This is a genomic window from Arthrobacter sp. P4_H3, assembly GCF_056400885.1.
The window spans coordinates 137272-163266 of record NZ_JBFUKK010000006.1 but is presented as its reverse complement, the minus strand read 5'-3'; the positions used below and the strand labels follow the sequence as shown (position 1 = coordinate 163266).

The following is a 25995-nucleotide window of genomic DNA, read 5'->3' as shown; positions in this document are numbered from 1 at the left end:
ACGAAGGAAGCCCACATGACCGCCACACAGGAAACCATGGCTAGCTCCATAACAGAACGCGTCGACAATGTTTCAGCCGCGGCATACCGGATTCGGCACCATGCCCTGAATATGGGAGAGGTCCAAGGCCAGGGCTACGTCGGCCAGGCGCTCGGCGCAGCGGACATGCTGGCAGCCGTTTACGCGGACCAGCTCCGGTTCCGGGCCGCCGACGCCGAATGGGAGGGCCGGGACAGGTTCCTGCTCTCCACCGGGCACTACGCCATCGGCCACTATGCCGCTTTGGCCGAGGCCGGCATCGTCCCGGTGGAGGAACTCGAGACCTACGGCTCGGACGATTCCCGGCTGCCCATGTCCGGGATGTCCACCTACACTCCGGGCATGGAAATCTCCGGCGGCTCCCTGGGCCACGGTCTCACCATCGCCGTCGGCATGGCCCTGGGCCTCCGCTACCAGGGCTCCGACGCCAGGGTGTACAACTTCCTCTCCGACGGCGAACTGGACGAGGGATCGACCTGGGAGGCCGCCATGGGCGCGCACCACCACCAGCTGGGCAACCTGACCGCCATGGTGGACATCAACGCACTGCAGGCGGACGGCAAGACGGACAGCGTGCTCCGCACCGAGCCCGTGACGCAAAAGTGGGAGTCCTTCGGTTGGTACACCCAGCGGGTGGACGGCAATAACATGGCCGACCTCTTGCGGGCCTTCGACAACGCCGCCGCCCAGGCCGCCGCCGCCGGACGTCCTTCCGTCATCCTGTGCGACACGAAGGTTGGTCGCGGCGTGCCCCTGCTGGAAGAACGCGAGAAGGCGCACTTCATGCGCATCGAAGAACACGAATGGCAGCTCTGCCGCGAACAACTGACTGCAGGATACGAAGGGAAGGCCAAGCGATGAGCGCCCCCAGCGCCTTGAAAGGCACCGTTTTGAAGGGCACCGCCCCCAAGCTGAAGACCTCGGCGATGATCGCGTCCTTCACCGATCCCGGCCAAAAGACCGCCTCCGCACCGTTCGGACACGCCCTGGTTAAGGCCGCGCAGGAGAACGACAAAATCGTTGGCCTCACAGCAGACCTGGGCAAGTACACGGACATGCACATCTTCGCCCAGGCCTTCCCGGATCGGTTCTTCCAGATGGGCATGGCAGAGCAGCTGCTCTTCGGTGCGGCCGCGGGGCTGGCCGAGACCGGCCTGGTGCCGTTCGCATCCACCTATTCGGTGTTCGCGGCGCGGCGTGCGTACGACTTCCTCTGCCTGGACAGCGCCGAACCGAACCTCAACGTGAACATCGTGGGCGGGCTGCCCGGCCTGACCACCGGGTACGGTCCCAGCCACCAGGCCACCGAGGACATGGCGATCTTCCGCGGCATGCCCAACCTGACCATCGTGGACCCCTGTGACTCGCTGGACATCGAACAAGCGGTCCCCCAGCTCGCGGCCAGCGAAGGCCCTACCTACCTGCGGCTGCTGCGCGGCAACGTGCCTACCGTCCTGGACGAATACGGTTATACCTTCGAACTCGGCAAGGCGAAGGTCCTCCGCGGCGGGAACGACGTCGTTTTCATCTCCAGCGGGCTGATGACCATGCGGGCCCTCCAGGCCGCCAAGGCACTGGCGGAGCACAACGTGGATGTCGCCGTCGTTCACACCCCCACCATCAAACCGTTCGACGCGGCGACCGTCCTGGCCGAGATCAACACCGACCGCCTGGCCGTAACACTGGAAAACCACAGCGTGATCGGCGGGCTGTTCGAAACCGTCGCCTCCGCCGTGGTCACCGCAGGACTCGGCAAGAGGGTGGTTCCGGTGGCATTGCCGGATGAGTTCCTCGACGCCGGCGCGCTCCCCACCCTGCACGAACGCTATGGCCTCTCAGTCCAGCGGATCGTGGCGAAAGTACTCGCGGAACTCGGCTAACCGGGCCGCAAGAGCGGGAGCGCGGAGCCGGCATAAGCCTGTTCCGCGCTTCTGGCGTACCATCGACAGTTAACACACTGACTGTAAACAGTCGACCACTGACAGTGAGGAAGTACCCACGATGGCCGGAGCAACAGCACCCCTGCTCGGACTGCAAAAGAAGAGCCTTCGCGAGCAGGCACTTTCCGCACTGCGCACGGCCATCACCAGCGGTGAGCTGGAACCCGGCCGGCACCTGGTGGAGACTGAACTCTCGGACATGCTCCAGATCAGCCGGGGAACGCTCCGCGAAGCGCTGCGGCAGCTTGAGCAGGAAGGCCTGCTGTCAGCCGGACCGCGCGGCCGCCTTTCCGTCCGGCACCTGGACGCCAAGGAAATCCGGGACATCTACTCTGTTCGCGCTGCACTGGAATCCCTGGCTGCCCGGACCCTGTGCGAACTTCCCGAACGCCAGCAGGTCATCAGTTCGCTGCGCGCAGCCATCGCCGCCATGGACGCCGCCACCAAGGGCACCCTCGAAGAACGGATCGAATCGGACCTCGAATTCCATCGCACCATGTGCCGCCTCACCGGCAACGAGACGCTGCTCCATTCCTGGGAATCACTGGAGGGCTCCATCCGGATGTCCATCATGTTCGCCGGGCTGGAAAAGGGCGTTTCGAACATGAGCGTGGACAGGCACCACGACATCGTGGCTGCCATTGAAACCGGCGACGCTTCCCTGGCCCGCAAGACCATCCGGGAACACATGGACACCGCCGCGGACAACCTGGTGGCGTAGAAGGCCCGTCGCCACGGCCTACGCTGGGCACATGAGCGCGCAAAGGAACACCTGGCATGCGGAGCACAAGGCCAGCCTGAGTCGGGGGCAACGGGCAGCTGACGTCCTGCGCAACGGCATGGGCAGCTGGCCGTTCGTGGGACTCTTCATCCTGTCGATGATGGTGTGGGCACTGGTGAATTCATTTGCCCTTGCCGACAGAGCCTGGGATCCCTACCCCTACATCCTGCTGAACCTGTTCCTGTCCATGCTGGCCGGCCTACAGGGCGCCATCCTGCTCATCGCCGCCAAGCGGCAGGATGCCATCGCGGCCGCCATGGCCCAGCATGACTACGACACGGATGTACAGGCAGAAGACGAAATCCGGAAACTCACCGCCATCAACAACCAACAGTTGGAGATCCTCCGGGAGCTGCGGCAACTCCTGGCCGAACGTGACGGCAAGGCGACAGTTCAGTAGTCCACGATCGCGCCGCAGGAAATATTCACAGTGGCGTCAGTGATGGCACCGGCCCGGTCCGAGGCGATGAATACGGCCACGTTGCCCACGTCGGCGAGCGTGGTGAGGAAGTGGGTCCGGGTTGCCACGCTGACGGGCTGGCTGAACCTGGTTTTCGTCCAGAGCGTCGACGACGGCGGTTTCCGCTCTGCCGCCTGCCTGACGGATGTCCCGGGCTACTTTCTGCAGGCGTGATTCGGTGCGGCCGGCGAGGAAGACGTCGGCACCTTCCGCCCCGAAGGCCCGGGCGACAGCGCCGCCTCCGACGGGACCGCCGCCGCCGTAGACCAAGGCGGTGCGGCCCCGCAGCAGGCCAGCCGGCCCCGTTCCATTTGGCCCCGTCCCGTTTTCCAGCAGCATCGCAGGCCTCCTGTCGGTTCTACCCGCCTTCCTAGGGTTGGCGGGGTTCGCCCGGAGGCTCCGCACGCGGGGGCACCGGGGGCGGTTCCGTGGCCGGGGGCACCGCATGCGGGGGCGCCGGAGGGCCGGGAGGCACAACGTACTGCGAGGCGGGGACCGGGGGCGGCAAATAGTCTGCCGGCGGAGCGTCGGCCGGATCCGTCGGCCCCATGTCGAGGCGGAAGGGCGGGTACTCGTCCCGCATCAGCGCCACGTAGGCAATAACGCGGTGGGTCCAGCGGTTCAGGCCGATCAGCAGGTCAAAAAGCCTCCGGCCGAAGCGCCCCGTAAACAGGAGGCTGAACCCGGCCACAATCACCAGCAGGCCGATCAGCGAGACCCCGCCGCCGCCCTGGTATCCCACCCAGGTGCCATCAACCCAGGTGCCGTCCACCCATCTTCCGTCCACCCAGGTCCGCCGGTTGCCCCAGGTGCTTGCCGCGCCTGAGAAGGCGGCGACGATCAGGAGTTGGGGAAGGGCCAAGAGCCACCACTTGACCAGCACCAGGCCGCGGGAGAGGTGCTCGGGGTACTCCACGTCGAAATCTGCCGGGTAGTCGGTCCGCGCCAGCGTGAAGGGCGGGTAACGGTCCGTCCCGATCGCGGCGTAGGCGTAGAAGGCAACCCGCCAGTTCCACCGCAGGACGCCCACGTTGAAGTTGAACAGCGAGCGCGGATAGCGGCCGGTGAACAGGATGGCAAAGCCGGCCACGATGGTGGTCACGAAGAAGGCGAACCACAGGAAGAACAGCACGATGTAGTGCGGGATCGCCAGGAACCACTTGATCAGCCACATGCCGCGGGAGAGTCCGGGGTCGAGGTAGCCATTCAGCCGCACGGGGTACCGGGAGGTGTCCGAGGGCTGCGGGTCCGTGGGCAGCGGCGTACGGCCGCCTCCGGGCGGAATCGCGGCAGCGGCTGTGGCGTAAGGGGCTGCGGCACCCGGCGTCGTGGAGTAAGGGGCATGGGCGTCCGGGCCTACCGGCAAGGGCCCGGGGCCTGCGGGCGCGGCCGCCGGGTAATGCGGCGGCGGGCCGTGCCTGCCGAGCCCTGCGGCGCCGGCCACAATCAGCGGCACACCCACCGCCAGCAGGGCGATGCCGCCGATCAGGAGCCCGATGAAGACCGGCCACAACAGATCGGACCGTACGCCTGCCTGCAGGTCCACTGAAACCGGGGCGGCGCCGTCGGCGTTCATGACCACCACCGCCCAGCGGCCGCTGCGCAGGTCCCATTCAATCTGCTGGGTTCCGGTTCCCTGGGCGGACGTGGACCAGAATGACTGGGCGCCCGGGGCAGCGGGTACCGCGTCTCCGGGAACCTCACGGTACTGGACGCGGAACGGGTAGGACTTCAACTCGGTGATTTCGGAATGCCGGACGTTGTCCAGGTACCGGGCCACGTCCTCCTGGGGTCCGATACCGATGAAGATCTGTTGGCCGGACGCCGACGTGCCGCGCAACAGCAGCCGCCCCGCGCTGTCCACCGGCAGGACGTCCGGCATTTCCTCGTCCACCAGGACATTCAGGCCTGGCGAGGTGATGGCACGCGTCGCCACGTCGTAGCGCTCTGTGGGTGTGGTCAAATATCCGTCGTCGCGCTGCTGGAAGTTGACCCATCCGACGGCGCCGGCGCCTGTCAGCAGTCCAAGCCCCATCAGGGCGGCGAGGGTGCCGAGTACCAGCATGACTATCCGGCCTGGTTTCATGGCCAGTCCTTTCTTGCCTCTTGCTTGGCCCCCCGGAGTCTTATCCGCCTGCTCTGTGAGCAGGCGTTGATTTCACGCCGTGATCACCACTTTGAGCGCCTTGGTTTCGGCGGCGCGGGCGAAAGTGTCGTAGGCATCCATGAACTGGTCGAACGTGAAGTGGTGGGTGGCGAATTTCTCGGCCGGAACCTTCTTCTGGGCCACCAGCTTGAGGAGCATCGGAGTGGTGTTGGCATTGACCAGGCCCATGCTGATGTTGATGTTCTGGATCCAGAGGTTCTCCACATGGAGTTCGACGGATTTGCCATGCACTCCCACGTTGGCCACGTTGCCGCCGGGGCGGACGATGTCCGTGCACATGGTGAAGGTCGCCGGGATGCCCACCGCTTCAATGGCCACATCCACGCCTTGTCCGTCCGTGAGCGCCAGCACCTGTTCCTTCCAGTCGGCGTCGCCGGAGAGCACGACGTCGGTGGCGCCGAACTCGCGGGACTTTTCCAGCCGGTTCGCGTCAAGGTCGATCGCGATGATGGTTGCCGCGCCGTACAGCCCGGCGGTGGCGATTGCTGCCAACCCGACCGGCCCCGCGCCGACAACCGCCACGGTGTCCCCCGGCTTGACCCGCCCGTACTGCACGCCGATTTCAAAGCCGGTGGGCAGGATGTCGGAGAGCATCACGGCCTGGTCGTCGCTGACCCCTTCGGGCAGAAGGTGCAGCGAGTTCTCCGCGTACGGGACGCGCACGTATTCAGCCTGCGTACCGTCGATCAGGTGTCCGAAGACCCAGCCGATGCCCGCTGCCCCTTCCTCGCCCATGCAGTGCGAGTACAGGCCGGTCTTGCAGTTGGCGCAGTGGCCGCAGGACTTGATGCAGGAGATGATGACCCGGTCCCCTACTTTCAGGCTGGTGACCGAGGAGCCTACCTCGGTGATGGTTCCTACACCTTCGTGCCCCAGGATCCGGCCTTTCTGAACTGCGGGCACGTCCCCCTTGAGGATGTGCAGGTCCGTTCCACAGATGGTGGTCGTGTCCACCTTGACGATCACGTCGCTGGGGTTCTGGATCTTGGGGTCCGGGACGTCGGTCCAGGATTTTTCGCCGGGACCGCCGTAGACGAGCGCTTTCATGCGTACTCCTTGACTCTGTGGATGAAGCCGGGGTCAACGATTTTCACGCGGCACGGCACTAGGGAACGGTCCACTCCGGATGCCAGTCGGGACAGGCGGGCGCATTCGTGGAGTTCTTCGAGGACCGTGTCGGTGACCCGTGCGCGGGAGAGATCGATGGTGAGTTCTTTGCCGTGCAGCAGTGACGTGGTACGCCGGGCAACGACATACAGGGCGCGGAGGCTGGCCCCTGTCACCACGCCGCGGACTTCAAGGCTGGCGGCCTCCAGGTCCGCTTCAATGCGGACCACTATCTTCAGCCGGTGCTCTGAATGTTCGTAATGCGTGGTGGATGGGGCTCCATGACGGGAGTGGACGGCGGGTCGGGTACCCAGGACAGTTCGTGCGTGCTGATTCATGAAGCCGGGTCTCCTGCTATGTCCGGGAGGCGCACTGCGCCAGCCCTTCCCCAATTTTTGGCGAGACCGGTTGCTGATAGGCGAAGCATTTCCCCTCCCCAAGGTGCGTGCGTGAGTAACGCAGACGTGAGATGCCCCACATCAAGGATGGCGGCCCCGCGCAGCAACGGTAAGGGACGAAAGACCCCTTTACGGGGGCCTGCCGGGCGGCCCCGATACCCGCCCGGGGCTTATGGCCCGTGACAGGGGAATCGGCAGTCTGGAGAATTGCCCGATGACGAAGCCACGGACCGTAAAACATATTTCCAAGCCCGCAGTGTTCGCCTGGCTGGCGGCATCGGCCTTCCTGTTCCGGCGCTTTCAGTTGCGCTGGGGCGCCACGGACGCCGAGGCCGACGGCGGGCTGCCGGGCGACCATCTGCTGCCTACTCCGGACCTGCAGTCCACGCGGGCCATCACCATCAAGGCTCCGTCGAACGACGTGTGGCCCTGGCTGGCGCAGATGGGGCAGGGACGCGGCGGACTTTACAGTTACGACTTCCTGGAAAACCTCGCCGGACTGGACATCCACAGCGCCGACCGTATCCACCCGGAGTGGCAGGACATCAAGGCAGGCGACCACTTTCACCTGGCCCCGGCTGCTTCCGCGGACCTGGAAGTCGGGTTGGTGGACCACGGAAACGCGCTAGTACTCCGCGTTCCTCCCGGATCCCCGCCCGGGCCGTTCGATTTCAGCTGGGCATTTGTCCTGCAGCCGCAGCCCGACGGCACCACGCGCTTGGTGGTGCGGGAACGGTACGCCTACCGGCAGTGGTGGGCCCGGTGCCTGGTCGAGGTGGTGGAGGTTGCCAGTTTCGTCATGTCCCGGCGGATGCTGCACGGGATCAGGACCCGCGCGGAGGGGAACTCTTAGTAGCCTGTCCCTATGCCTGAACCCGCTGCGCCCGACCTCGTCCTTGCCACCGTCCGGGAGCCCGGGGGGACGGACTGTCTGGATATCCACATTGCCCGGGGCGTGGTCACCCGGATAACGGCGGCGGATGAGCAGCGGAGCGGCGCGCGCACCGTTGACTTCGGCGGCCGGTACGTCATCCCGGGCCTGTGGGATGAGCATGTGCACATGACCCAGTGGGCCATGGCCGCCAACCGCATCGACCTTTCGCGTGCTGCGTCGGCAAGTGAGGCCGTCGACGTCGTTCGGTCGAGTATCGCCGCCATCCGCCTCGGCGTTGCGGTGCAAGGCGAGAACGACGGCGACGGAAGTAGCCCGACGCTGGTGGGCGTCGGCTTCCGCGACGCCGTCTGGACAGACCACCCCAGCCTGGCGATGCTCGATGCCGTGACGCGGGGCGTTCCCACCGCGCTCATCAGCCACGACCTCCACTGCGTCTGGGTGAACAGTGCCGCCGCGAAGCGCTACGGGGTGGAGGTGGACGCCAGCGGCCTGCTGCGCGAGGACCCGGCGTTTGCCCTGACGCGCGAGCTCGGCCGGCTGCCTGACTCGGTGGTGGACGGTTGGGTCGGCGAGGCGGCGCGGAAGGCCGCCGCCCGCGGGGTGGTTGGGATCGTGGACTTCGAGATGACCTGGAACCGCGAGGTGTGGCTCAGGCGCGTCAGCGGCGGCTTCGGCTCCCTGCGGGTGGACGCCGGCGTCTATCCGGAGCACCTGGACCGTGCCCGGATTGAGGGCATGCGGACAGGTCAGTACATTCCGGGCGGGAACGGCCTGCTCCGGGTGGGGCCGCTCAAGGTGCTGATCGACGGCTCGCTCAACACCCGTACTGCCTACTGCGTGGACCCTTACCCGCACGGTGGACGGGGGCTTCTCACCGTCAGCGAAGCCGAACTGCGGGCATTGCTGGTCCGGGCCAATGAATCCGGCTTCGTTCCCGCTGTCCACGCGATCGGCGACGCCGCGAACGAGGTGGCCCTGAACGCGTTCGAGGCCGCCGGCATCCGCGGACGGATCGAACATGCCCAGTTTGTCCGGCAGGAGGACTTCGCCCGCTTTGGCCGGCTGGGCCTGACTGCGAGCGTCCAGCCGGCGCATGCCCTTGATGACAGGGACACTGCCGACGCCAACTGGGGCGACCGCACCGGCCGGGCGTTCCCGCTGCGGTCGCTGCTGGCGGCAGGGGCCACGCTGGCGCTCGGTTCCGACGCGCCTGTGGCTCCGCTGGATTCGTGGACTGCGATGTCGGCAGCGACCACGAGGTCCGCCCTGGACGGCCGCGGACCGTGGCACCCGGAGCAGGCCATCACCCGGGCGGAAGCCTTGTTTGCGTCGTCCCGGGGACGGTCCCGGATCCGCGTGGGAGACCCGGCGGACATCGCCGTGCTGGATGCCGACCCGCTCGGCGTCCCGGACGAGGCCTTCGCGTCGATGCCGGTGGCGGCGACGCTCGTTGCGGGCCGGTTCACGTTCGACGGCGGCGCGCTGGCTACGCAGGTCAGCTGACTATGCCGGGCAGCTGACCGGCGCGAACGGACACTTATGGCCCCAACGCTGGCTCGGTTCTAGCCCTTTACCCGGGCCTGGACCAGGTTGGCGAACGGCAGGCGGCCGAATTCCCCGCGGAAGTCCGCGTGATACTTGGCCTCTGCCTGATTCAGCCCGCCGGCGGGAAGCTCCTTCCAGGCAATGAGCAGGGACTTGGCGTTCGCGAGTTGCCAGATGAGCCGCCCGTCCCAGTGACCGGGGGGCTTTCCCTGGCCGAAATCCATGAATTCCTGAACCTGCCGGCGCAGTCCGCGATTGCCCTTGCTGCCTGGTCCGGCCTTGCCCACGTAGAGGACGTCGGCGCCGTCGACCCATTCAGCCGCGAGTGCCGCCTGAGTGAGCGATGGATCTTTCTTCTTGAACACGCCAGCAGTGCTCCTGGCCAGGAACTGCGGCTGGAATCCTTCCGGCTGGAGGACGGCGAAGATCCCGGGTGCCTGCGGGATCCGGTTGACCTCGACTTCAGCGAAGGTCCTGAAGCCGGCGAAACCGTCCTCACGAAGTGCCTGTCTGTTGACCTGCATGGTTGGGGTCCTTGGCTCGTGAACACGTGGAATGGCGGCGGCCGCCAATCAAACTCTAGCCGGACGGCGTCGCCAAAGTTATAGTAAGCATGCTGACTAGTTGGCGAAATCATCGTCCGTCGTCAGGCAACGTTCAACCCTTTCCAGTCAAAGGAGACACCATGAGCACGAAGGTCGAAAAACGCATTCTGGTCAACGTGCCGGCAAGCACGGCGTACAACCAGTGGACCCAGTTCGAGGAATTTCCGCACTTCATGGGTGGCGTGAAGAGTGTGACGCAACTCAGCGATGACCGCCTCGAATGGGTGGCTGAAATCGCAGGTGTCCGCCGGAAGTGGGAGGCGAAAATCCTCGAGCAGGTCCCGGACCGGAAGGTCGCCTGGGCAGCGACGGAAGGTGCAACGAATGCCGGGACCGTAACTTTCGAAGACGTGGGAGGGGGTCAGACCTCGGTGCAGCTTTCGCTCGAATACGAACCGGAAGGCATCGTGGAGACCCTGGGCGACAAGTTGAATGTCGTCGACCGTCAGGTAGAAGCGGACCTGAAGAGGTTCAAGGACTTCATCGAGGACGAAGGTTACGCGAGCGGCGCCTGGCGCGGGACCGTCAACGAAGGCGCTTCCGCGGGGACACCCGGAGTGGAGGCGGCAGCGGCATCACGCGGCGATTCCGGCAAGGCCGGCGTCTCCGGAAAGGTCGCTGCGGGCGTGGGAGTTGCCGCGGCAGCGGCAGCAGGCGTGGCCGCGAGCATGCGGGACAAGGACACGGAGCCCACCCGCACCACGGCTCCCGTTTCCGGGACCCCGGTTTCAGCCGTTCCGGCGACCGACGCTTCCGGCTATGTGGAGCCCGCGGAAGCGGCCGGCACGGCATCCGGTTCCGGTTCCGCCTTGAGCGACGACCGGATCGCCAAGCCGTTCGACCAGACCAACGGCCTGGTTGATTTCGAAGGCGATTCCGACGAAACCGCGGCAAGCGACACAAGAAGTGCGGCTGAGCGGCGCGGCGAAGAAGAACGCGACGGCGGCCTGCCGCCTGCGGCAGGAAGCCTGGGCCAGCACTAGGGACCGCGTTACCCTCTCGGAACGCCCCGCCTTGCAGCGTTCGGGCTCGGGGCGTTCCGAGGGCCCGGCGGCCCTGTCGGCTCCGGAGGTTCCGTGGCGCTTTATTGTCAGGGGTCGCTGTGACACTTAGTGCATGGACGGCGAGCGGGAACGGGCTTCGAGACATGCGACCGCGCCGTCGTCGCAGCGGTGCGGTCAGCCGCCTATCGGCGCGATCCTCGGTCCGTTGCGGATCGCGCCAGCCACGCCGCCGCCGAGCGCCATGTGAGCCTTCGGCCGGCGCCCGACACCATGTGCTACCTGACGGCGTTCCTCCCAGTATCCGAGGGGGTTGCCGTCCACGCGGCCCTCACCAGGCATGCGGACAAGTTCCGATCCGACGGAGACCCCCGCTCCCGCGGCCAGCTTATGGCCGACGCGCTGGTGGAACGCGTCACGGGAACGGGTAGGCGGAATCAGCGGGGTCGAGATCCAGCTGGTCATGACGGACCGCACCCTGTTACAGGGAGACAGCGAACCGGCGCGGCTCCCCGGCTACGGCGTGGTCCCGGCCGGGTGGGCCCGGGAGGTCGCTGCCCCGGACCAGGACCGGCCGATGAACATTTGGCTCCGGAGGCTCTACACCGCCCCCGCCACCGGAGATCTGGTGGCGATGGACTCGCGGGCACGCCTCTTCCCGTCAGGACTCCGCCGCTTCATCCAGGTCCGCGACCACACCTGCCGCACGCCTTTTTGCGACGCCCCGATCAGGCAGCTGGATCACGTCCTGCCGTGGCACAGCGGCGGAACCACCACTCAAGGCAACGGCGCCGGACTCTGCGAAGCCAGCAACCACACCAAGGAAGCACCCGGGTGGAGCGCCCACCCCGGGCCGGGACCCCGGCACACGATCCGACTGACAACGCCCACCGGGCGCAGCTACCAGTCCACCGCCCCGCCGTTACCTGGGCATCTTCCTTCTGAGACAGCAGCCACCCGTCATCGCCGTGAACTTCGGCATCAGGTCAAGGCGCTCAAGCGCGTCAGGATACGGGCTGCGGCCGCGGCGGAAGGGGCGCCGAGTTATCCGCTGACGGGCGCGCGCAAATCAGCGCCCCTGAACCACAAAGACCGGCTTAAACAGCAAAGACCTGCAGGTACCTTCGCGATCTCGCTATGAGACGGCCCGGACATTCTCATGTCCCGAACGGCCCGCGTTATCTGAACGGTTACCTGCAGGCGCTTTAAGCGTACGCCCGCACGGTCCGGCAGGAAATAGGTCGGGAGCCTCTTGCCGTGGAGGCCGGATGCGGTGCGGAATCGACTGGTTCCGGAAATCCGCAGAACATCAACCCCGGCCAAAAGCGTAGAGTGGAACCAGACGCCTGATTCTGGACGCCGTGTGCTGAGGGAGAAATCGTGACGATTGACTGGGACGAAAAAAAGGCCCTGCTGCAGGAACCGAACATCGCTGCTGTAACCCAGCTTTGCGACGAACTCATGGAAAAGAAGCCGGGCTCAGTAGTCCCGTACATCGACCCCGTCCACGATGAGGACGAGTGCAGGATCGTCAGCCTCCACGTCAGCCCCGGCAAGGGCACTGAATCCGGCTTCGTTTCGCACTTCAACGACGATGAAGCAGCGCGGCGGGCCACCTCAATCTACGAAATCGTGGAGCTCGACCCCCGCTACGTGATGCCGTGGAACGCTTATCCCTGGGTGCGCGACCCGGATCTGCCGTCGGCCCTCAATGTCCAGGAAAAGACGGACGGCCTCAGGCCCTTCCGCCAGTTCCTCAAGATCAACAGGCGCGTCTCCGCCATCATCGCCCACGGCACGGACGCCCAGACTTTCCTGACCCTCTTCGAAAAGACGTACCACCAGTCCTTGAAGAACTCCGGGATCAAGGTCTACAAAGCCAGCGCCCTCGGCGGCCGGGCCTTCGCGGTCTCCGCAAACAAGCAGGAAGAACTGCTGAGCAAGAGCGTTGAAATCTACAAGGACGCGATGCAGCGGGCCGGGATCCAGCACCTCTAATTACTGCCCTCCTGCAGGGTGACGCCCGACGCCGGGACTCACTTTTGCGGCACTGCCTGCCTTACGCTTCCAGCAGCCTCCGCCGGTGCTTCAGCTCCTTGAGCCACGACCTGGTGACCATCGCCGAAAACGGTGCGGCGCCGTCGTCGTTCGCTCCCGTGAAGGCCGTGCCCGCTTCCAGATCCGCCACCAGCGGACCCGACGCCTTCAATCCCAGCTCCAGCACTTGCACCGCGGCGCGTTCGGCCAGCCCCAGCCCCGTGGCCCAGCCGAGGAAATGCCTCCGCGAGATCCCGGTCCGCTTGCCGTCCAGCATCAGGGCCAGCGTCTTGTCGCCGTAGACCACCGTGGAGGGAATGTCGTACACCGGCGCGATGGACCACTCCCCCGATGGCTGTTGCACCATCGACACATTCTTGGCGTGAAGATCGCCATTCCCGCTCAACCATGCGAATGCAGCCTGGATGGCCAGGTTCCGCAACGCCGGCAGCGGCGCAGCGCAGTATTCAGCCAAGGCATGGCACACCTGCCCGTAACCCACGTTGTACTTGTCCGCCGGGTAGAGCCGCAGCACCTGCGCACCGTCCTCGACAGCGAGCCGCTGCACCGCCCCGTGGCCGCCGCCCGGGAGCGGAATCCGGTCGAACCGCTCCACCAGAAGCCCCGGCCGCCCCCCGACGTCCCGGATCAGCCGCACCTTGCTCAGCGGTATACGCAGCTTGGCGGCATACCGGAACATCACCAACTCGTTCTCCACCACATGCGGGAACTCCGGCGCGTTGAGCTTGAGGATGTAGCGCCGGCCGGCGCTGGCCACCGGCATGGAGATCATCCCGGCCGACAGCTTGTCCTGGACGCCGGCGAGGGCCACCGGGTCGATCAGCCCGGAATCGCCCAGTAGCGCGTCGAAATCAACCGTCGTCTTCGGGTTCAGCTCAACGGCGTGCTCGTCCGGATCCAGGGGTTCGCCGTGGCCCACGATCTGCACGTCGCCCACCGGGTTGGCGCCGGCAACGATCAGGAGCGAGAGTTCGTCATCCACGCTCGTCTTTACCGAGCGCCGCAACGCGTTCAGCCGCCTGCCCTCCGGCAGCAGCCCGGTGAAGTACGGCGGGGCGGCACCCGCGGCAGACAGCACCGGTTCGGCGGTCAGGGGGAGGGAACTGGCGACGGCGGGACCTCCGGCTGCGAGGTACGCCGGCAGGTAGCTGAACCTGGTGCCGCCCTCATACCGTTCGAGCCGCGCAGCCAGGACGCCCGCCTTGTAGACGTCGGCGACGCGGTGCCTCATGGCCCATCCTCCGGCAGGGGCCTGCCGGCGGCACGGCCTGTGGCACTTCGCTGCCCGTCGATGGCCCGGGCTGCGGCACGTGTCCGCGTGGTCAGCTGAAGCTCCAGCCCGAGCGTCTCAAGAAGCGCCAGGAGTGAGTCCAGCTGCACGCTGCGCTTCCCCTGCTCAACGAAGCGGACGAAGCGCTCGGACACCCCGGCGAGCTGGGCCAGGTCGTGCTGGGTGAGCCGCAGGGCAGCCCGGCGGGCCCGGACCTCGGCCGCAAGCCCGTCAGTAAACCCATCCGCCATCCCGAACCTCCCGATAGGCACGAACGTACCGTTTTCCTGCCTGCCACCCATGATACGGCGGGATGCACCCGCGTGAACAGAGGATTTCGGAACGAACGTACCGGAAGAAGGCTTCGCGGGCGCACCCCAAAGCCCTCCAGACCCTCCGCCCGCGCTGGAAGCTGCCTTCACAATTGACAGTCCGTGTGACCCGTGCCATATTTGAACCGTGATGAACCTGTCAGACAGCCGGACAGCAGGACAGCCGCTCGCCCGCCTTAGTGCGGCCGAAGCAGTCTTCAATGTCCTCCGCGCGGACATCGAATCCGGCAAGCTCGAGGTCGGCGCCAAGCTGAGCGCCGAAGCCACCCTCGCCCAGCAGTACGGGGTGAGCCGTTCCGTGGTCCGTGAGGCATTGCGCTCCTGTAACGCCCTCGGCCTGACCATGACCAAGACCGGCCGCGGCACGTTTGTGGTGGCCAATCGGGTGGCCAAGGACCTGGTCCTGGGCCAGTACTCGGCCCTGGACCTCACCGAGGCCCGCCCTCACATCGAAGTCCCGGCCGCCGGCCTGGCGGCCGAACGGCGCACCACCGAGGAACTTGAAGGGCTGCGGGACATCGTCGCTGCAATGGCCGCCGAGGACGACCCCGAAGCCTGGGTGGCCCTCGACTCCAGCTTCCACGCAGCCATCGCCCGTGCCAGCCACAACCAGGTGTTCGAAAACGTGGTCTCCGACATCCGCGACGCTCTGGCACACCAGTCCGAAATGCTCAACATGGTGGCGGACCGCCAGCATGCCTCCGACCACGAACACCAGCGGATCCTGGCCGCCATCGAATCCGGCAATGCCGCCGAGGCCAGCTCCGCCATGCGGGAACACCTGCACGCTGTGGGCGTGGCCCTCGACTCCATCCTTAACCGGTAGCTCCCGGCAACCGACGCACACCCGACACACAGCACCGAAACCCAAGGACCCCATGCTCTCCCCAGCCCTGCCCGCCCATGCCCAGACTCCGGTTCAGACCCCGGGCATTGCCGCCTTGCCGCAGCACGTTCCCCTGGCCGTGCAGACCCGCGACGGGCTTGTGGAAAGCATCCACTACGGTTCATTGATCGCCACCGCCCCGGATGAATCGGCCGAAGGCGGCGTCCGTACGCTGTTCTCGGCGGGTGACCCGCTGGCACCTTTCTACCCGCGGTCATCGCTCAAGCCGCTGCAGGCCGTGGCCATGGTCAGTGCCGGCCTCGACCTTCCCGCCGACCTCCTGGCCCTCACCGCAGCCAGCCACTCCGGAGCCGCAATGCACCGCGACGGCGCCCTCCGCATCCTCGAAATGCACGGCCTCACGGCGGACGCCCTGGAAAACAGCACGGACCTCCCTTACGGGACGGAGGAACGGGAGGAATGGCTCCGCGACGGCGGAACCGCCACCCAGCTGACCCAGAACTGCTCCGGCAAGCACGCCGCCATGGCTGCTACCTGCGTCATCAACGGCTGGCCGGTCCGCGGCTACCTCGATCCGGGACACCCCCTGCAGCAGCTCGTGCGCACCACAGTCCGGCAACTCACCGGGGAAGAACCCGAGCGCACCAGCACCGACGGTTGCGGCACTCCCCTGTTCGCCCTCACCCTCCGTGGAATGGCCCGCGCGTTCGGCCGGATCACCTCCGCAGTGGTGACCGACCCCGAAAGCCCGGAAGCCGCCGTCGGCCGCGCGATGATGCAGCACCCCGAAATGGTGGCCGGCATTGGCCGCGACGTCACCGAACTGATGCGGCTCGCCCCCGGCATCCTGGCCAAGGACGGCTTCGAAGGCGTACAGCTCGTGGGACTGCCGGACGGCCGCGCCGTGGCTATGAAGATTTCCGACGGCGGGGACCGCGCCCGCATGCCGGTCACCGTCCGCGCGCTGGAAGCGCTCGACGTCGACACCGCACCGTTCGCCGGCGTCGCCACCGGCACCGTCCTCGGCGGCGGACGGTCCGTGGGCGCGTTGCAGGCCGCCGATTTCCTGTCCACGCCCGTCAACGAAGCCCTGTGAGGACCCCATGACCACCATTGCCGATACCGCCCCGGACACCCGTTCCGAACACGACCTCCTCGGGGACCGGGACATCCCCGCCGCCGCGTACTGGGGCGTGCACACCCTCAGGGCCGTGGAGAACTTCCCCATCACCGGCCAGCCGCTGTCCACGAACATGTACCTGGTCCGCGGCCTCGCCGCCGTGAAACTCGCCGCCGCCCGCACCAACCGCGAACTCGGCCTCCTGGACCCCGAACGGGCCGACGCGATCGAACAGGCCTGCACCGACATCATGAACGGACACCTSGCCGARCAGTTCGTCGTGGACGTCATCCAGGGCGGMGCCGGAACGTCCTCGAACATGAACGCCAACGAGGTCATCGCCAACCGCGCCCTGGAAATCCTCGGCCACCCCAAAGGCSACTACGCCCGCCTGCACCCCAACGACCACGTCAACCTCTCCCAGTCCACCAACGACGTCTACCCCACCGCGGTGAACCTGGGMACCATCTTCGCCGTCCGCGAACTCCTCGCCGCCCTGGCAGAACTCGAAGACGCCTGCGCCGCCAAAGCCGCCGARTTCCGCACCGTCGTCAAAATGGGCCGCACCCAGCTCCAGGACGCCGTCCCCATGACCCTCGGCCAGGAATTCGGCACCTACGCCGTCACCATCGGCGAGGACCGCCTCCGCCTGGCCGAAGCGGACCTGCTCATCCACGAAATCAACCTCGGCGCCACCGCCATCGGCACCGGCCTGAACGCCGCACCCGGCTACGCCGAGGCCGCCTGCCGGCACCTGGCCGAGATCACCGGCCTACCCCTGGTCACCGCCATCGACCTGATCGAAGCCACCCAGGACGTCGGCGCGTTCGTCCACCTCTCCGGCGTCCTCAAACGCGTCGCCGTGAAACTCTCSAAAATCTGCAACGACCTGCGCCTGCTCTCCTCCGGCCCCCGCGCGGGCTTCGGCGAAATCAACCTCCCCGCCGTCCAGTCCGGCTCCTCCATCATGCCCGGCAAAATCAACCCSGTCATCCCCGAAGTCGTCTCCCAGGTCGCCTACGAAGTGATCGGCAACGACGTCACCATCACCATGGCCGCCGAAGCCGGACAACTCCAACTCAACGCCTTCGAACCCATCATCGTCCACAGCCTCCACAAGAGCATCTCCCACCTCGAAGCCGCCTGCCGCACCCTCACAGCACGCTGCATCCGGGGCATCACCGCCAACACCGAACACCTGCGCCTCACGGTCGAACAATCCATCGGCCTGGTCACCGCCCTGAACCCCCACCTCGGCTACACCACCGCAACCGCCATCGCCCAGGAAGCCCTCGCCACCGGCAAAGGCGTCGCCGAACTCGTCCTCGAACACGGCCTCCTCACCGCCGAACAACTCCAGGAACTCCTCAGCCCCCAACGCCTGGCCAACCTGAGCAAGTAGCCCCAACCGCCCCCTAACCTCGCAAGCTCGGCTAGGGAACCCGGCGGTCGTGGGCCCAGCACCACCACCGAAGCACCTCCGGCTCCTCCCCAACAGGAAACCAAAGGACAACCAATGACACAGCCACAGCAGGACACTGCCCAAAAACAGGCAGTCACTGACCACACCATTCCGGCGCACGCGCACGCTTCGGAAGCCACGCTCCACCGCGAGGATGAGGGCTACCACAAGGGACTCAAGCCGCGGCAGGTCCAGATGATCGCCATCGGCGGCGCGATCGGCACCGGCCTCTTTATGGGTGCCGGCGGCCGGCTTGCCACCGCCGGGCCTGCCCTCATCATCAGCTACGCGGTGTGCGGCTTCTTTGCCTTCATGATCCTGCGCGCCCTCGGCGAACTGGTGATGCACCGCCCCTCGTCAGGATCGTTCGTTTCCTACGCCCGGGAGTTCTTCGGCGAGAAGGCAGCCTTCGTCACCGGCTGGCTGTACTGGCTGAACTGGGCGATGACCGCAATCGTGGACATCACCGCCGTCGCTCTTTACATGAACTTCTTCAAGAAATACTGGGCTCCCATCGCGGATGTTCCCCAGTGGGTGTGGGCGCTGACGGCCCTGATCCTGGTTCTCGGCCTGAACCTGATCTCCGTCAAGGTCTTCGGCGAGCTCGAATTCTGGTTCGCGCTCATCAAGGTCGTAGCGCTGGTGACCTTCCTGGTGGTGGGGATCTACTTCGTCATCTTCGGCACGCCGGTGGACGGCCAGCAGGTGGGCTTTAGCCTCATCGCGGACAACGGAGGCATGTTCCCCAATGGCCTCCTGCCCGCCATCGTCGTCATGCAGGGCGTCGTGTTCGCCTACGCTTCCATCGAGCTCATCGGCACCGCCGCCGGTGAAACCGAGAACCCGGAAAAGATCATGCCCAAGGCCATCAACACGGTGATCTTCCGTATCGCGGTGTTCTACGTGGGCTCCCTGGTGCTGCTGTCCCTGCTGCTGCCGTACACCTCATACAAAGCCGGCGAAAGCCCGTTCGTCACGTTCTTCGGCTCCATCGGCGTGGAAGGCGTGGACGCGATCATGAACCTCGTGGTCCTCACCGCGGCGCTGTCCTCGCTGAACGCCGGCCTGTACTCCACCGGCCGCATCATGCGCTCCATGTCCGTCACCGGGTCCGCCCCCAAGTTCGCAGCCCGTATGAACAAGGCCGGCGTCCCCTACGGCGGCATCGCCCTGACTGCCGCCGTAGCGGTCCTCGGCGTAGTGCTCAACGCCCTCGTTCCCGCCGAAGCCTTCGAGATCGTCCTCAACGTCGCCTCCCTGGGCATCATCAGCACCTGGGCAGTGATTGTGATGTGCCAGATGCAGCTGGCTCGGCTGGCCAAGCGTGGCGAGCTGCTCCGCCCGGCGTTCCGGATGCCCGGCGCACCGGTGACCGGCTGGATCACGCTGGCCTTCCTGCTGGCAGTGCTGATCCTGATGGCCTTCGACTCGCCCGTGGGCACCTGGACCATCGCTTCACTGCTGATCGTCATCCCGGCGCTGATGCTGGGCTGGCGCCTCTGCCGGGACCGCGTCCTGGAGCTCGCCGCGGTCCGCGACGGCTTCACCGGCCCCTACCCGCTCGTAGCCAACCGCCCGGGCCCGGGCGCGAAGAACGGCGAATAGCCCACGGCAAACAACCCCTCCCTTTAGCGCGAACGGACACTTGCGGCCCTGAATCTTCGGATTGACGGGCCGCAAGTGTCCGTTCGCGCTGGCGGCGACGCCTGTGTGGCCAGCCCTAAATCGGTAGCATGAAGCCATTGCGGACACTTGCACCATCAGCGCTGGTCCTGGAGCGCCGGGGCCGAGGAAGAGGTAGCTCATGTCAGGATCCAAACTTGCCGTGGTGGGAGCCGGGAGCGTGGGCACCTCGCTGGCCTACGCCGCCCTGATCCGAGGTTCGGCCAGCAACATCGCCTTGTTCGATGCCAACGCCCTCAAAGCGGAGGCGGAGGTCCTGGATCTCGCCCACGGCACCCAGTTCGCCGCGGCGGCCGCCACAGTCACCGGCGGCGGCGACGTCGCGATAACGGAAGGCGCCGACGTCGTGGTGATCACCGCCGGGGCGAAGCAGGCCACCGGCCAAACGCGCCTGGACCTTGCCGGCACGAACGTCCGCATCCTCGAACAGCTCATGCCGCAGCTGCTTCAGCATGCCCCGGACGCCGTCTATGTCCTGGTCACCAACCCCTGCGACGTGCTCACGGTTGCAGCGCAAAAGATCTCCGGGCTGCCGCCGGAACGCGTCCTTTCCTCCGGCACCGTGCTGGATACCTCGCGATTGCGGTGGCTGCTGGCCCGCCACGCCGGCGTCTCAGTTGCCAGCGTCCATGCCAGCATCGTGGGTGAGCACGGTGACACGGAGTTTCCGGTGTGGTCCGGCGCCACCATCGGCCCCGTCCCCATCCGTGACTGGAAAGACCACGGCGAACGCATCTTCACCCCGGAGTACCTCGCTGAGACGGCCCGCGAAGTGACGCAGGCGGCTTACAAAGTCATCGCGGGCAAGGGTGCCACCAATTACGCGATCGGCCTTTCCGGGGCGCGGATCGTGGAAGCCATACTCCGGAACGAGAACGCCGTGCTGCCGGTGTCCACCGTGCTGGACGGCCCCTACGGAATCTCCGGCGTGGCGTTGTCCCTTCCCAGCATTGTGGGTCGCGGCGGCGTGCGCCGCGTGCTGCATACGCCGATGGACGACGGCGAACTCGCGGCCCTGCAGTATTCGGCCGTTACGCTGCGGAACACGCTGGGGACGTTGGGTATCTAAGCTGTCAGCACTGTTGACTGAGTGAACCTGGTGCAGCGGCGTAATGCAACGCCGCCGCAACCCCCGGCGGGGGTCGGTTCGCATATGCTCAGCAGAGAAGTTCACGCTGGCTCAACGACGAACCAACACAGGAGTAACGCTCATGACCACCTGGCGGATCAGGGATTTCCATTCGGCCGATCTTGACGGCATCCTGCACCTCTGGGAATCGCTCAAGGCCACCAACGTGGAGCCCGTCTACGCACTCTCCGAAGTCCTGGCGTCCTGCGAGAAGGACCACGCCGTCGTGGCGGTGCAGGGTGATCAGGTGGTGGGTGCCGCCGTTGGACGTGCCGCGCACGACCAGGGCTGGATCGTCTTCCTGGCCACGCTCCCCGAATTCCGCGGCCGCGGAATCGGCACCTCGCTGCTGGCCGCCGTCGAAAACAGGATGGCCCCGCACGGGCTGAACAAACTCTCCGCGCTGATGCCGGAGTCCGAAACCCGGGTGGAGGCGTTCCTCAGCCGCGGCTTCGTGCTCAAGAAAAACCTGCGGTACTTCGAACGGACCATCCCGGTGCAGCGCCAGGAACTCGAACCCCTGGGCCTCCTCGGTGGCCGCATCCTGGCCCGCGACCTCTGGGAGAACGTTGCCGGCATGCGGAACGAGAAGGAACTGCTGGAACGCCGGCTGGTGCTCCCCCTGGCGGAAGCAGACCTTGCGGACGAATTCGGCGTAGTGCCGCCACGCGCCGTCGTGCTTTTTGGCCCTCCCGGTACCGGAAAGACCACGTTTGCTAAGGCGATCGCGTCCCGGCTCGAATGGCCGTTCGTGGAAGTATTCCCTTCCCGGCTCGCGGCCGATCCGAAGGGCCTCGCCGGCGCACTCCGTGAGACGTTCCTGGAGATCGCCGAGCTGGAACATGCCGTGGTGTTCATAGACGAGGTGGAGGAGATCGCGTCCCAGCGGTCCGGCGAACCGCCGTCGCCGCTCCAGGGCGTCACCAACGAGCTCCTCAAGATCATCCCGGCGTTCCGCGAGCAGCCCGGCCGCCTGCTGGTCTGCGCCACGAACTTCATCCGTGCGCTGGACACTGCCTTCCTGCGGCACGGCCGGTTCGACTATGTGATCCCCATCGGGCTTCCGGACTCCGAAGCCCGCCGCGCCATGTGGGAACGTTTCATCCCTGCCACCGTGGTGGACGACGTGGACGTTGAGCTGCTGGTGGACCGCACCGAGGGCTTCTCCCCCGCGGACATTGAGTACGCGGCCCGGAGCGCCTCCCAGCGTGCCCTGGAAAAGGCAGTGTACGACGACGGCGGGCTGGCTTCCGGCGGCGAGGTCTCCATCCGCGAAGCCGTCCGGAAGGGACCCGCCACGCAGGACTACCTCGATGCGATCGCTGACACGCGCACGACGGTGAGCAAAGAGGTCCACGAGCTGTTCCTGGAGGACATCGACGCACTGGGCCGGGTGTAGCCCCTGATGCGCGTCCGATGATCCTGTTCCTGACTGTTCTCAGCGGCATCGCCTGGACGGTGGTGTACGTCGACGCAGTCCGGATCGGTTTCAGGGACCGGAGCTATGCGATCCCCGCCGCAGCCCTGGCGCTGAACTTCGCCTGGGAGGTCATCTACGCGTCTCATTCCGCCGCCACCGGGTTGTCCGTCCAGGGCGTCATCAACATCGTGTGGGCGCTGGCGGACGTCGTTATCCTGTACACGTTCTTCAGGTTCGGCCGGTCCGAGTTACCCGCCTGGGTGACGCGGAAGCTCTTCCTTGGCTGGGCGCTCCTCCTGGGTGTCACCGCCTTCGCCGTGCAGCTGTTGTTCGTTGCTGAGTTCGGTTGGGATGCCGCGCCGCGCTACTCGGCCTTCCTGCAGAACCTGCTGATGTCCGGGCTGTTCATCGCCATGTTCGCTGCACGCGGCGGCGCCCGGGGCCAGTCCCTGCTGATCGCCGTCGCCAAATGGATCGGAACCCTGGCTCCCACCATCGTGTTCGGCTGGTTCGGCAACGCGCCGCTGATCCTGGGCGTCGGCGCCCTCTGCAGCATTTTCGACCTCGTATACATCGGCCTCATGTGGCGGGCGCGGGCAGCCTCGGCCGGTACCGGTCCTGTCGGCTCCTGACGCGTGACGGGCAGCGCTGGAGCGGCCGCGGCTCACGGCGGTACTCTTTGAGCCATGTCCAACAATCCCCTTCGGCATGCCGTGGCCCGCATGGGCGGCCGTGACCCGCATGAGCAGCACCGTGCCGCCACGCCACTGGAGCTGTTCTTCGACCTGACGTTTGTCATTGCCTTCGGAGTGGCCGGAAGCCAGTTCGCCCACGAGATAGCCGAAGGCCACTTCGGTGCCGGGCTGCTGGGCTTCTCCTTTGCGATGTTCGCCGTGATCTGGGCCTGGATCAACTTCACCTGGTTTGCCAGCGCCTATGACACCGACGACTGGGTGTTCCGCGTGGTCACCATGGTCCAGCTGCTCGGCGTACTGATCCTTGCCATGGGAATTGAGCCGATGTTCCACTCGCTCGTCGAGGGCGACCATGTGGACAATGCCGTGATCGTGGGCGGCTACGTGATCATGCGCTTGGCCTTGGTGTTCCAGTGGCTGCGCGCGGCACGGCAGGATCCCGCACGCCGGCAGACCTGCCGGCGCTACGCCACCTACCTTGGCGTGGTACAGCTCGGCTGGATCGCGGTGCTCGTCATCGAGGCGGACATCCTGACCACATTCCTCGTGGCTGCGCCCCTGTTCATCCTGGAAATGGCCACGCCCTACGCCGCGGAGCGCGGCATGCGGACTCCATGGCACGCGCACCACATCGCCGAACGCTATGGACTGCTCGCCATCATCGCCCTTGGAGAATGCCTGATCGGGGCGATCGAAACACTCCGCGCCATCGTGGCAAACCATGGCTGGAGCGTCGACGCCGCGCTGGTGGGATTCGGCGGAACGGCCCTTGCGTTCAGCATGTGGTGGATCTACTTCATCCTGCCCGCTGGCCCGGCCCTGCATCACCAGCGCCACCGCTCATTCTTCTTCGGCTACGGGCACATGCCCATCTTCGCTGCCATCGCCGCAACTGGTGCCGGACTGCACGTGGCGGCCTACTACATCGACCACGAGGCCCACATCAGCGCCGCCGTGGCCGTGGCCAGCATCGCGGTACCCGTGGCCCTGTTCAAACTGTCCCTGACCTGGTTGTTCAGCGTCATGATCTGCGTGGACCGCACCGTCATTGCCGTGGCAGCCGGCGTCGTGGTTGCGCTAGCGGGCAGTATTTGGCTGGCCGCCGCCGGGGTCTCGGTGCCCGTCTGCCTGCTGGTGATTGTGCTGGCCCTGGGCGTGTCGATTGTCATTGATGAAAAGCGCGGCACCGAACGGATGAACGCGGCGCTGGAGCGGCTGAAAGCCGGAGCCTAAGAGGCCGCGTCCGGCCGGCTGTCCGCCGTTTCCGGGGTCTCGGCAGGCTCGACCACCGGGCGCACAGGTTCGGCCGCTCCGGTGCCGTCATAGGTGAGGTTCTCGTAGTCGGTGTCATCCGCTTCGTCGAGGCGGTCGTCCAGTTCTTCTAGCAGCCAGGGGTTCACCCGGGCCAGGATCTTCCGGACTTCCTCCACCGGAACGGCGTCATAGAGCACGGGCCGGGCCTCGTCGTACCGGGTGACCGGCGGCTTGTCCGGCCACTTTTCGGCCAGGGCCTTGACGCGCTCAGGCAGGGAGTTGTGGGCGTTGTCCGCGATCTTGACCAGTGTGGCGTCGTGGTCCTCGGCGATGAACCGGATACCGGCCTGGTAGTCGTCCGGGTTGTCATGCAGCCGCTTGGTGACACGCTCAATGATGTCCACGGCGCGCTCGGAAACGCCCATGTCCAGCAGCGCCTGCCGGGTGATGGGGGTGTCCTCGGCGATGTCGTGCAGGTAGCCGGCAATCCGGATGTCGTCGTCGAAATCCGCCAGGGCATCGCCGACGGCGAGAACATGTTCGCGGTATGGCCGCTTGAGCTTGTCCTTCTGGCGGTTGTGGGCCACCTCGGCGAGGACCCGGGCCGTGTCAACAGTGAATCGTGGCTGGGGGAGGTTTGCGTCCGGGGTTCCTGTTTCTGGCATGGTTCCAGCCTACGCGCCCAGCTGCACCGCACCCGGCCACACCCAGGGGTCCCGTGGCAGTGCGGCGGGATCGAAGACGGCCAGCGCATTCTCCAGCGGCCCTGCCGGCAGCCCCAAAGACTCCAGGACGATGTCCCGGACACGGCCTGCGTCCAGCCCGGCGCCGGCGAGGTCCGCCAGCGTCACCGCGCCGTCGCGCTTCGCCAGCCGGACGCCGTCGGAATTCACCACCAGCGGCACGTGAGCATATTCCGGAACGGGAAGATTCAAAAGCGAGGCCAGATAGGACTGCCGCGGGGTGGAGGGCAGCAGGTCGTCCCCGCGGACCACCTGGTCAACTCCCTGGGCTGCGTCGTCCACCACCACGGCCAGGTTATAGGCGGTCACGCCGTCGTTGCGCCGGAGCACAAAGTCGTCCACCATGCCCGTGTACATTCCGTGCAGCTGGTCTTCGACCGTCCACTCGGTCGCAGCCGCGCGGAGCCGGATCGCGGCCGGCCGAATTGTCCTCTTGAACTCGAGTTCTGCCGGATCCAGGTTCCGGCACGTCCCCGGGTAGGCACCCTGCGGGGCATGCGGGGCCGACGGCGCCTCCTGGATTTCCCGCCGGGTACAGAAGCACTCATAGGTGAGCCCCGCGGCTGCGAGGCGGTCGATCGCCTCCGCGTACAGCGGCTCGCGTTCCGTTTGGCGCACGACGCCGCCGTCCCAGGTCACTCCGACGGCCGCCAGATCGCGGAGCTGCTCCGCTTCCGCACCCGCACGGGCACGGTCCAGGTCCTCCACGCGCATGAGGAAGCGCCGGCCGGTGGAGCGGGCGAACAGCCACGCGAGTATCGCCGTCCTGAGGTTTCCCACGTGGAGTTCGCCGGAGGGGCTCGGGGCGAAGCGGCCGGCTGATGTCATGGCACCAGCCTAGGCTCACCGGCGACGTGCGGTACAAACCGGCAGGAGCAAACACAAGAGCCCCTCAGCTACCGAACACTCCGGGTGATCCGGCGTCGGTGGCTCAGGGGCTCTTGCCGTGCCGGGTCCGGGAGCGTAGCTCCGGACCCCTTGCACTGCTTGCGGAATGACGATGCGTGAACAAGTGTCAATCAGCGGCGGCCTCCTTGCGGGAAA

The 25995-nt window shown here is 66.4% G+C and carries 25 protein-coding genes and 2 pseudogenes; 17 read left to right on the top strand and 10 right to left on the bottom strand.

What is annotated here, in order from left to right; all coding sequences use genetic code 11:
- The first annotated feature begins 15 nt into the window (after positions 1-15).
- The 4 genes from AC1DRE_RS11225 to AC1DRE_RS11210 all read left to right on the top strand — a co-directional run bounded on the left by AC1DRE_RS11225 (position 16) and on the right by AC1DRE_RS11210 (position 3160).
- Positions 16-900: a transketolase gene (locus AC1DRE_RS11225; RefSeq protein ID WP_476984708.1), complete on the top strand. Its 885-nt coding sequence runs from the start codon at positions 16-18 to the stop codon at positions 898-900.
- Positions 897-1919: a transketolase family protein gene (locus tag AC1DRE_RS11220; RefSeq protein ID WP_476984707.1), complete on the top strand. Its 1023-nt coding sequence runs from the start codon at positions 897-899 to the stop codon at positions 1917-1919. The genes AC1DRE_RS11225 and AC1DRE_RS11220 overlap by 4 nt, the downstream gene beginning before the upstream one ends.
- A 121-nt stretch (positions 1920-2040) precedes the next feature.
- Entirely contained in the window at positions 2041-2700 is a 660-nt protein-coding gene (locus AC1DRE_RS11215; protein ID WP_476984706.1) for a GntR family transcriptional regulator, read from the top strand.
- 31 nt (positions 2701-2731) lie between these two features.
- Positions 2732-3160: a DUF1003 domain-containing protein gene (locus AC1DRE_RS11210; protein WP_476984705.1), complete on the top strand. Its 429-nt coding sequence runs from the start codon at positions 2732-2734 to the stop codon at positions 3158-3160.
- Here the strand turns inward: AC1DRE_RS11210 and AC1DRE_RS11205 are convergent.
- The 5 genes and pseudogenes from AC1DRE_RS11205 to AC1DRE_RS11185 form a co-directional block, all read right to left on the bottom strand.
- Positions 3154-3288, bottom strand: a complete 135-nt coding sequence (locus AC1DRE_RS11205) for a hypothetical protein (RefSeq protein WP_476984744.1) — start codon at positions 3286-3288, stop codon at positions 3154-3156. The two genes, AC1DRE_RS11210 and AC1DRE_RS11205, sit on opposite strands and share 7 nt — an antisense overlap.
- A gap of 70 nt (positions 3289-3358) precedes the next feature.
- A pseudogene (locus AC1DRE_RS11200) lies at positions 3359-3559 on the bottom strand (3-oxoacyl-ACP reductase); the annotation flags it as partial.
- A 31-nt stretch (positions 3560-3590) separates the two neighbouring features.
- Positions 3591-5306: a DUF4389 domain-containing protein gene (locus AC1DRE_RS11195; protein ID WP_476984704.1), complete on the bottom strand. Its 1716-nt coding sequence runs from the start codon at positions 5304-5306 to the stop codon at positions 3591-3593.
- Between the two features lie 72 nt (positions 5307-5378).
- Positions 5379-6434: a zinc-dependent alcohol dehydrogenase family protein gene (locus AC1DRE_RS11190; RefSeq protein WP_476984703.1), complete on the bottom strand. Its 1056-nt coding sequence runs from the start codon at positions 6432-6434 to the stop codon at positions 5379-5381.
- Complete coding sequence (locus AC1DRE_RS11185; protein WP_476984702.1) at positions 6431-6832, bottom strand: hypothetical protein; 402 nt, start codon at positions 6830-6832, stop codon at positions 6431-6433. The genes AC1DRE_RS11190 and AC1DRE_RS11185 overlap by 4 nt, the downstream gene beginning before the upstream one ends.
- 274 nt (positions 6833-7106) lie before the next feature.
- On the opposite strand from AC1DRE_RS11185, the gene AC1DRE_RS11180 reads away from it, so the two are divergent.
- The gene (locus AC1DRE_RS11180; RefSeq protein WP_476984701.1) at positions 7107-7745 is read left to right on the top strand and encodes an SRPBCC family protein; all 639 of its coding nucleotides are present in this window, start codon (positions 7107-7109) and stop codon (positions 7743-7745) included.
- A 12-nt stretch (positions 7746-7757) separates the two neighbouring features.
- Entirely contained in the window at positions 7758-9290 is a 1533-nt protein-coding gene (locus tag AC1DRE_RS11175) for an amidohydrolase (protein ID WP_476984700.1), read from the top strand.
- A 59-nt stretch (positions 9291-9349) separates the two neighbouring features.
- Here the strand turns inward: AC1DRE_RS11175 and AC1DRE_RS11170 are convergent, their stop codons facing one another.
- The gene (locus AC1DRE_RS11170) at positions 9350-9856 is read right to left on the bottom strand and encodes a hypothetical protein (RefSeq protein WP_476984699.1); all 507 of its coding nucleotides are present in this window, start codon (positions 9854-9856) and stop codon (positions 9350-9352) included.
- Positions 9857-10017: 161 nt separating this feature from the next.
- On the opposite strand from AC1DRE_RS11170, the gene AC1DRE_RS11165 reads away from it, so the two are divergent.
- From AC1DRE_RS11165 to AC1DRE_RS11155, 3 genes and pseudogenes are all read left to right on the top strand, one after another.
- Positions 10018-10920: an SRPBCC family protein gene (locus AC1DRE_RS11165; RefSeq protein ID WP_476984698.1), complete on the top strand. Its 903-nt coding sequence runs from the start codon at positions 10018-10020 to the stop codon at positions 10918-10920.
- A 168-nt stretch (positions 10921-11088) separates the two neighbouring features.
- Positions 11089-12079: pseudogene (locus AC1DRE_RS11160) on the top strand (HNH endonuclease); the annotation flags it as partial.
- Positions 12080-12318: 239 nt separating this feature from the next.
- Complete coding sequence (locus AC1DRE_RS11155) at positions 12319-12936, top strand: uracil-DNA glycosylase family protein (protein ID WP_476984697.1); 618 nt, start codon at positions 12319-12321, stop codon at positions 12934-12936.
- 61 nt (positions 12937-12997) lie between these two features.
- Here the strand turns inward: AC1DRE_RS11155 and AC1DRE_RS11150 are convergent, their stop codons facing one another.
- Both AC1DRE_RS11150 and AC1DRE_RS11145 read right to left on the bottom strand, forming a co-directional pair.
- A complete protein-coding gene (locus tag AC1DRE_RS11150) occupies positions 12998-14227 on the bottom strand; it encodes a type II toxin-antitoxin system HipA family toxin (protein WP_476984696.1) in 1230 nt (409 codons plus the stop codon).
- Positions 14224-14538 carry a type II toxin-antitoxin system Y4mF family antitoxin gene (locus AC1DRE_RS11145; protein ID WP_476984695.1) on the bottom strand — a complete coding sequence of 105 codons (315 nt, stop codon included), beginning with the start codon at positions 14536-14538 and terminating at the stop codon, positions 14224-14226. Before AC1DRE_RS11145 ends, AC1DRE_RS11150 begins: the two co-directional genes overlap by 4 nt.
- 190 nt (positions 14539-14728) lie before the next feature.
- Between AC1DRE_RS11145 and AC1DRE_RS11140 the strand changes: the two genes are divergently transcribed.
- From AC1DRE_RS11140 to AC1DRE_RS11105, 8 genes are all read left to right on the top strand, one after another.
- Positions 14729-15424: a FadR/GntR family transcriptional regulator gene (locus tag AC1DRE_RS11140; protein ID WP_476984740.1), complete on the top strand. Its 696-nt coding sequence runs from the start codon at positions 14729-14731 to the stop codon at positions 15422-15424.
- A gap of 52 nt (positions 15425-15476) precedes the next feature.
- Positions 15477-16541, top strand: a complete 1065-nt coding sequence (locus AC1DRE_RS11135) for an asparaginase (protein WP_476984694.1) — start codon at positions 15477-15479, stop codon at positions 16539-16541.
- Positions 16542-16548: 7 nt separating this feature from the next.
- A complete protein-coding gene (locus AC1DRE_RS11130; RefSeq protein WP_476984693.1) occupies positions 16549-17967 on the top strand; it encodes an aspartate ammonia-lyase in 1419 nt (472 codons plus the stop codon).
- A 114-nt stretch (positions 17968-18081) separates the two neighbouring features.
- A complete protein-coding gene (locus AC1DRE_RS11125; RefSeq protein ID WP_476984692.1) occupies positions 18082-19632 on the top strand; it encodes an amino acid permease in 1551 nt (516 codons plus the stop codon).
- A gap of 199 nt (positions 19633-19831) precedes the next feature.
- Complete coding sequence (locus AC1DRE_RS11120; protein WP_476984691.1) at positions 19832-20779, top strand: L-lactate dehydrogenase; 948 nt, start codon at positions 19832-19834, stop codon at positions 20777-20779.
- A gap of 142 nt (positions 20780-20921) precedes the next feature.
- Entirely contained in the window at positions 20922-22238 is a 1317-nt protein-coding gene (locus tag AC1DRE_RS11115) for an ATP-binding protein (RefSeq protein ID WP_476984690.1), read from the top strand.
- 17 nt (positions 22239-22255) lie between these two features.
- Positions 22256-22891: a transmembrane-type terpene cyclase gene (locus AC1DRE_RS11110; RefSeq protein ID WP_476984689.1), complete on the top strand. Its 636-nt coding sequence runs from the start codon at positions 22256-22258 to the stop codon at positions 22889-22891.
- Positions 22892-22945: 54 nt separating this feature from the next.
- Positions 22946-24187, top strand: a complete 1242-nt coding sequence (locus tag AC1DRE_RS11105) for a low temperature requirement protein A (RefSeq protein ID WP_476984688.1) — start codon at positions 22946-22948, stop codon at positions 24185-24187.
- Here the strand turns inward: AC1DRE_RS11105 and AC1DRE_RS11100 are convergent.
- Both AC1DRE_RS11100 and gluQRS read right to left on the bottom strand, forming a co-directional pair.
- Positions 24184-24873 carry an HD domain-containing protein gene (locus AC1DRE_RS11100; RefSeq protein ID WP_476984687.1) on the bottom strand — a complete coding sequence of 230 codons (690 nt, stop codon included), beginning with the start codon at positions 24871-24873 and terminating at the stop codon, positions 24184-24186. The two genes, AC1DRE_RS11105 and AC1DRE_RS11100, sit on opposite strands and share 4 nt — an antisense overlap.
- A gap of 9 nt (positions 24874-24882) precedes the next feature.
- A complete protein-coding gene (gene gluQRS, locus AC1DRE_RS11095; protein WP_476984686.1) occupies positions 24883-25779 on the bottom strand; it encodes a tRNA glutamyl-Q(34) synthetase GluQRS in 897 nt (298 codons plus the stop codon).
- Positions 25780-25995 lie beyond the last annotated feature (216 nt).

What these genes read in the sequence shown, in the direction of transcription:
- AC1DRE_RS11225 (WP_476984708.1), top strand. Translation starts at nt 16, where the DNA reads ATGACCGCCACACAGGAAACCATGGCTAGCTCCATAACAGAACGCGTC.
- AC1DRE_RS11220 (WP_476984707.1), top strand. Translation starts at nt 897, where the DNA reads ATGAGCGCCCCCAGCGCCTTGAAAGGCACCGTTTTGAAGGGCACCGCC.
- AC1DRE_RS11215 (WP_476984706.1), top strand. Translation starts at nt 2,041, where the DNA reads ATGGCCGGAGCAACAGCACCCCTGCTCGGACTGCAAAAGAAGAGCCTT.
- AC1DRE_RS11210 (WP_476984705.1), top strand. Translation starts at nt 2,732, where the DNA reads ATGAGCGCGCAAAGGAACACCTGGCATGCGGAGCACAAGGCCAGCCTG.
- AC1DRE_RS11195 (WP_476984704.1), bottom strand. Translation starts at nt 5,306, where the DNA reads ATGAAACCAGGCCGGATAGTCATGCTGGTACTCGGCACCCTCGCCGCC.
- AC1DRE_RS11190 (WP_476984703.1), bottom strand. Translation starts at nt 6,434, where the DNA reads ATGAAAGCGCTCGTCTACGGCGGTCCCGGCGAAAAATCCTGGACCGAC.
- AC1DRE_RS11185 (WP_476984702.1), bottom strand. Translation starts at nt 6,832, where the DNA reads ATGAATCAGCACGCACGAACTGTCCTGGGTACCCGACCCGCCGTCCAC.
- AC1DRE_RS11180 (WP_476984701.1), top strand. Translation starts at nt 7,107, where the DNA reads ATGACGAAGCCACGGACCGTAAAACATATTTCCAAGCCCGCAGTGTTC.
- AC1DRE_RS11175 (WP_476984700.1), top strand. Translation starts at nt 7,758, where the DNA reads ATGCCTGAACCCGCTGCGCCCGACCTCGTCCTTGCCACCGTCCGGGAG.
- AC1DRE_RS11170 (WP_476984699.1), bottom strand. Translation starts at nt 9,856, where the DNA reads ATGCAGGTCAACAGACAGGCACTTCGTGAGGACGGTTTCGCCGGCTTC.
- AC1DRE_RS11165 (WP_476984698.1), top strand. Translation starts at nt 10,018, where the DNA reads ATGAGCACGAAGGTCGAAAAACGCATTCTGGTCAACGTGCCGGCAAGC.
- AC1DRE_RS11150 (WP_476984696.1), bottom strand. Translation starts at nt 14,227, where the DNA reads ATGAGGCACCGCGTCGCCGACGTCTACAAGGCGGGCGTCCTGGCTGCG.
- AC1DRE_RS11140 (WP_476984740.1), top strand. Translation starts at nt 14,729, where the DNA reads ATGAACCTGTCAGACAGCCGGACAGCAGGACAGCCGCTCGCCCGCCTT.
- AC1DRE_RS11135 (WP_476984694.1), top strand. Translation starts at nt 15,477, where the DNA reads ATGCTCTCCCCAGCCCTGCCCGCCCATGCCCAGACTCCGGTTCAGACC.
- AC1DRE_RS11125 (WP_476984692.1), top strand. Translation starts at nt 18,082, where the DNA reads ATGACACAGCCACAGCAGGACACTGCCCAAAAACAGGCAGTCACTGAC.
- AC1DRE_RS11120 (WP_476984691.1), top strand. Translation starts at nt 19,832, where the DNA reads ATGTCAGGATCCAAACTTGCCGTGGTGGGAGCCGGGAGCGTGGGCACC.
- AC1DRE_RS11115 (WP_476984690.1), top strand. Translation starts at nt 20,922, where the DNA reads ATGACCACCTGGCGGATCAGGGATTTCCATTCGGCCGATCTTGACGGC.
- AC1DRE_RS11110 (WP_476984689.1), top strand. Translation starts at nt 22,256, where the DNA reads ATGATCCTGTTCCTGACTGTTCTCAGCGGCATCGCCTGGACGGTGGTG.
- AC1DRE_RS11105 (WP_476984688.1), top strand. Translation starts at nt 22,946, where the DNA reads ATGTCCAACAATCCCCTTCGGCATGCCGTGGCCCGCATGGGCGGCCGT.
- AC1DRE_RS11100 (WP_476984687.1), bottom strand. Translation starts at nt 24,873, where the DNA reads ATGCCAGAAACAGGAACCCCGGACGCAAACCTCCCCCAGCCACGATTC.
- gluQRS (WP_476984686.1), bottom strand. Translation starts at nt 25,779, where the DNA reads ATGACATCAGCCGGCCGCTTCGCCCCGAGCCCCTCCGGCGAACTCCAC.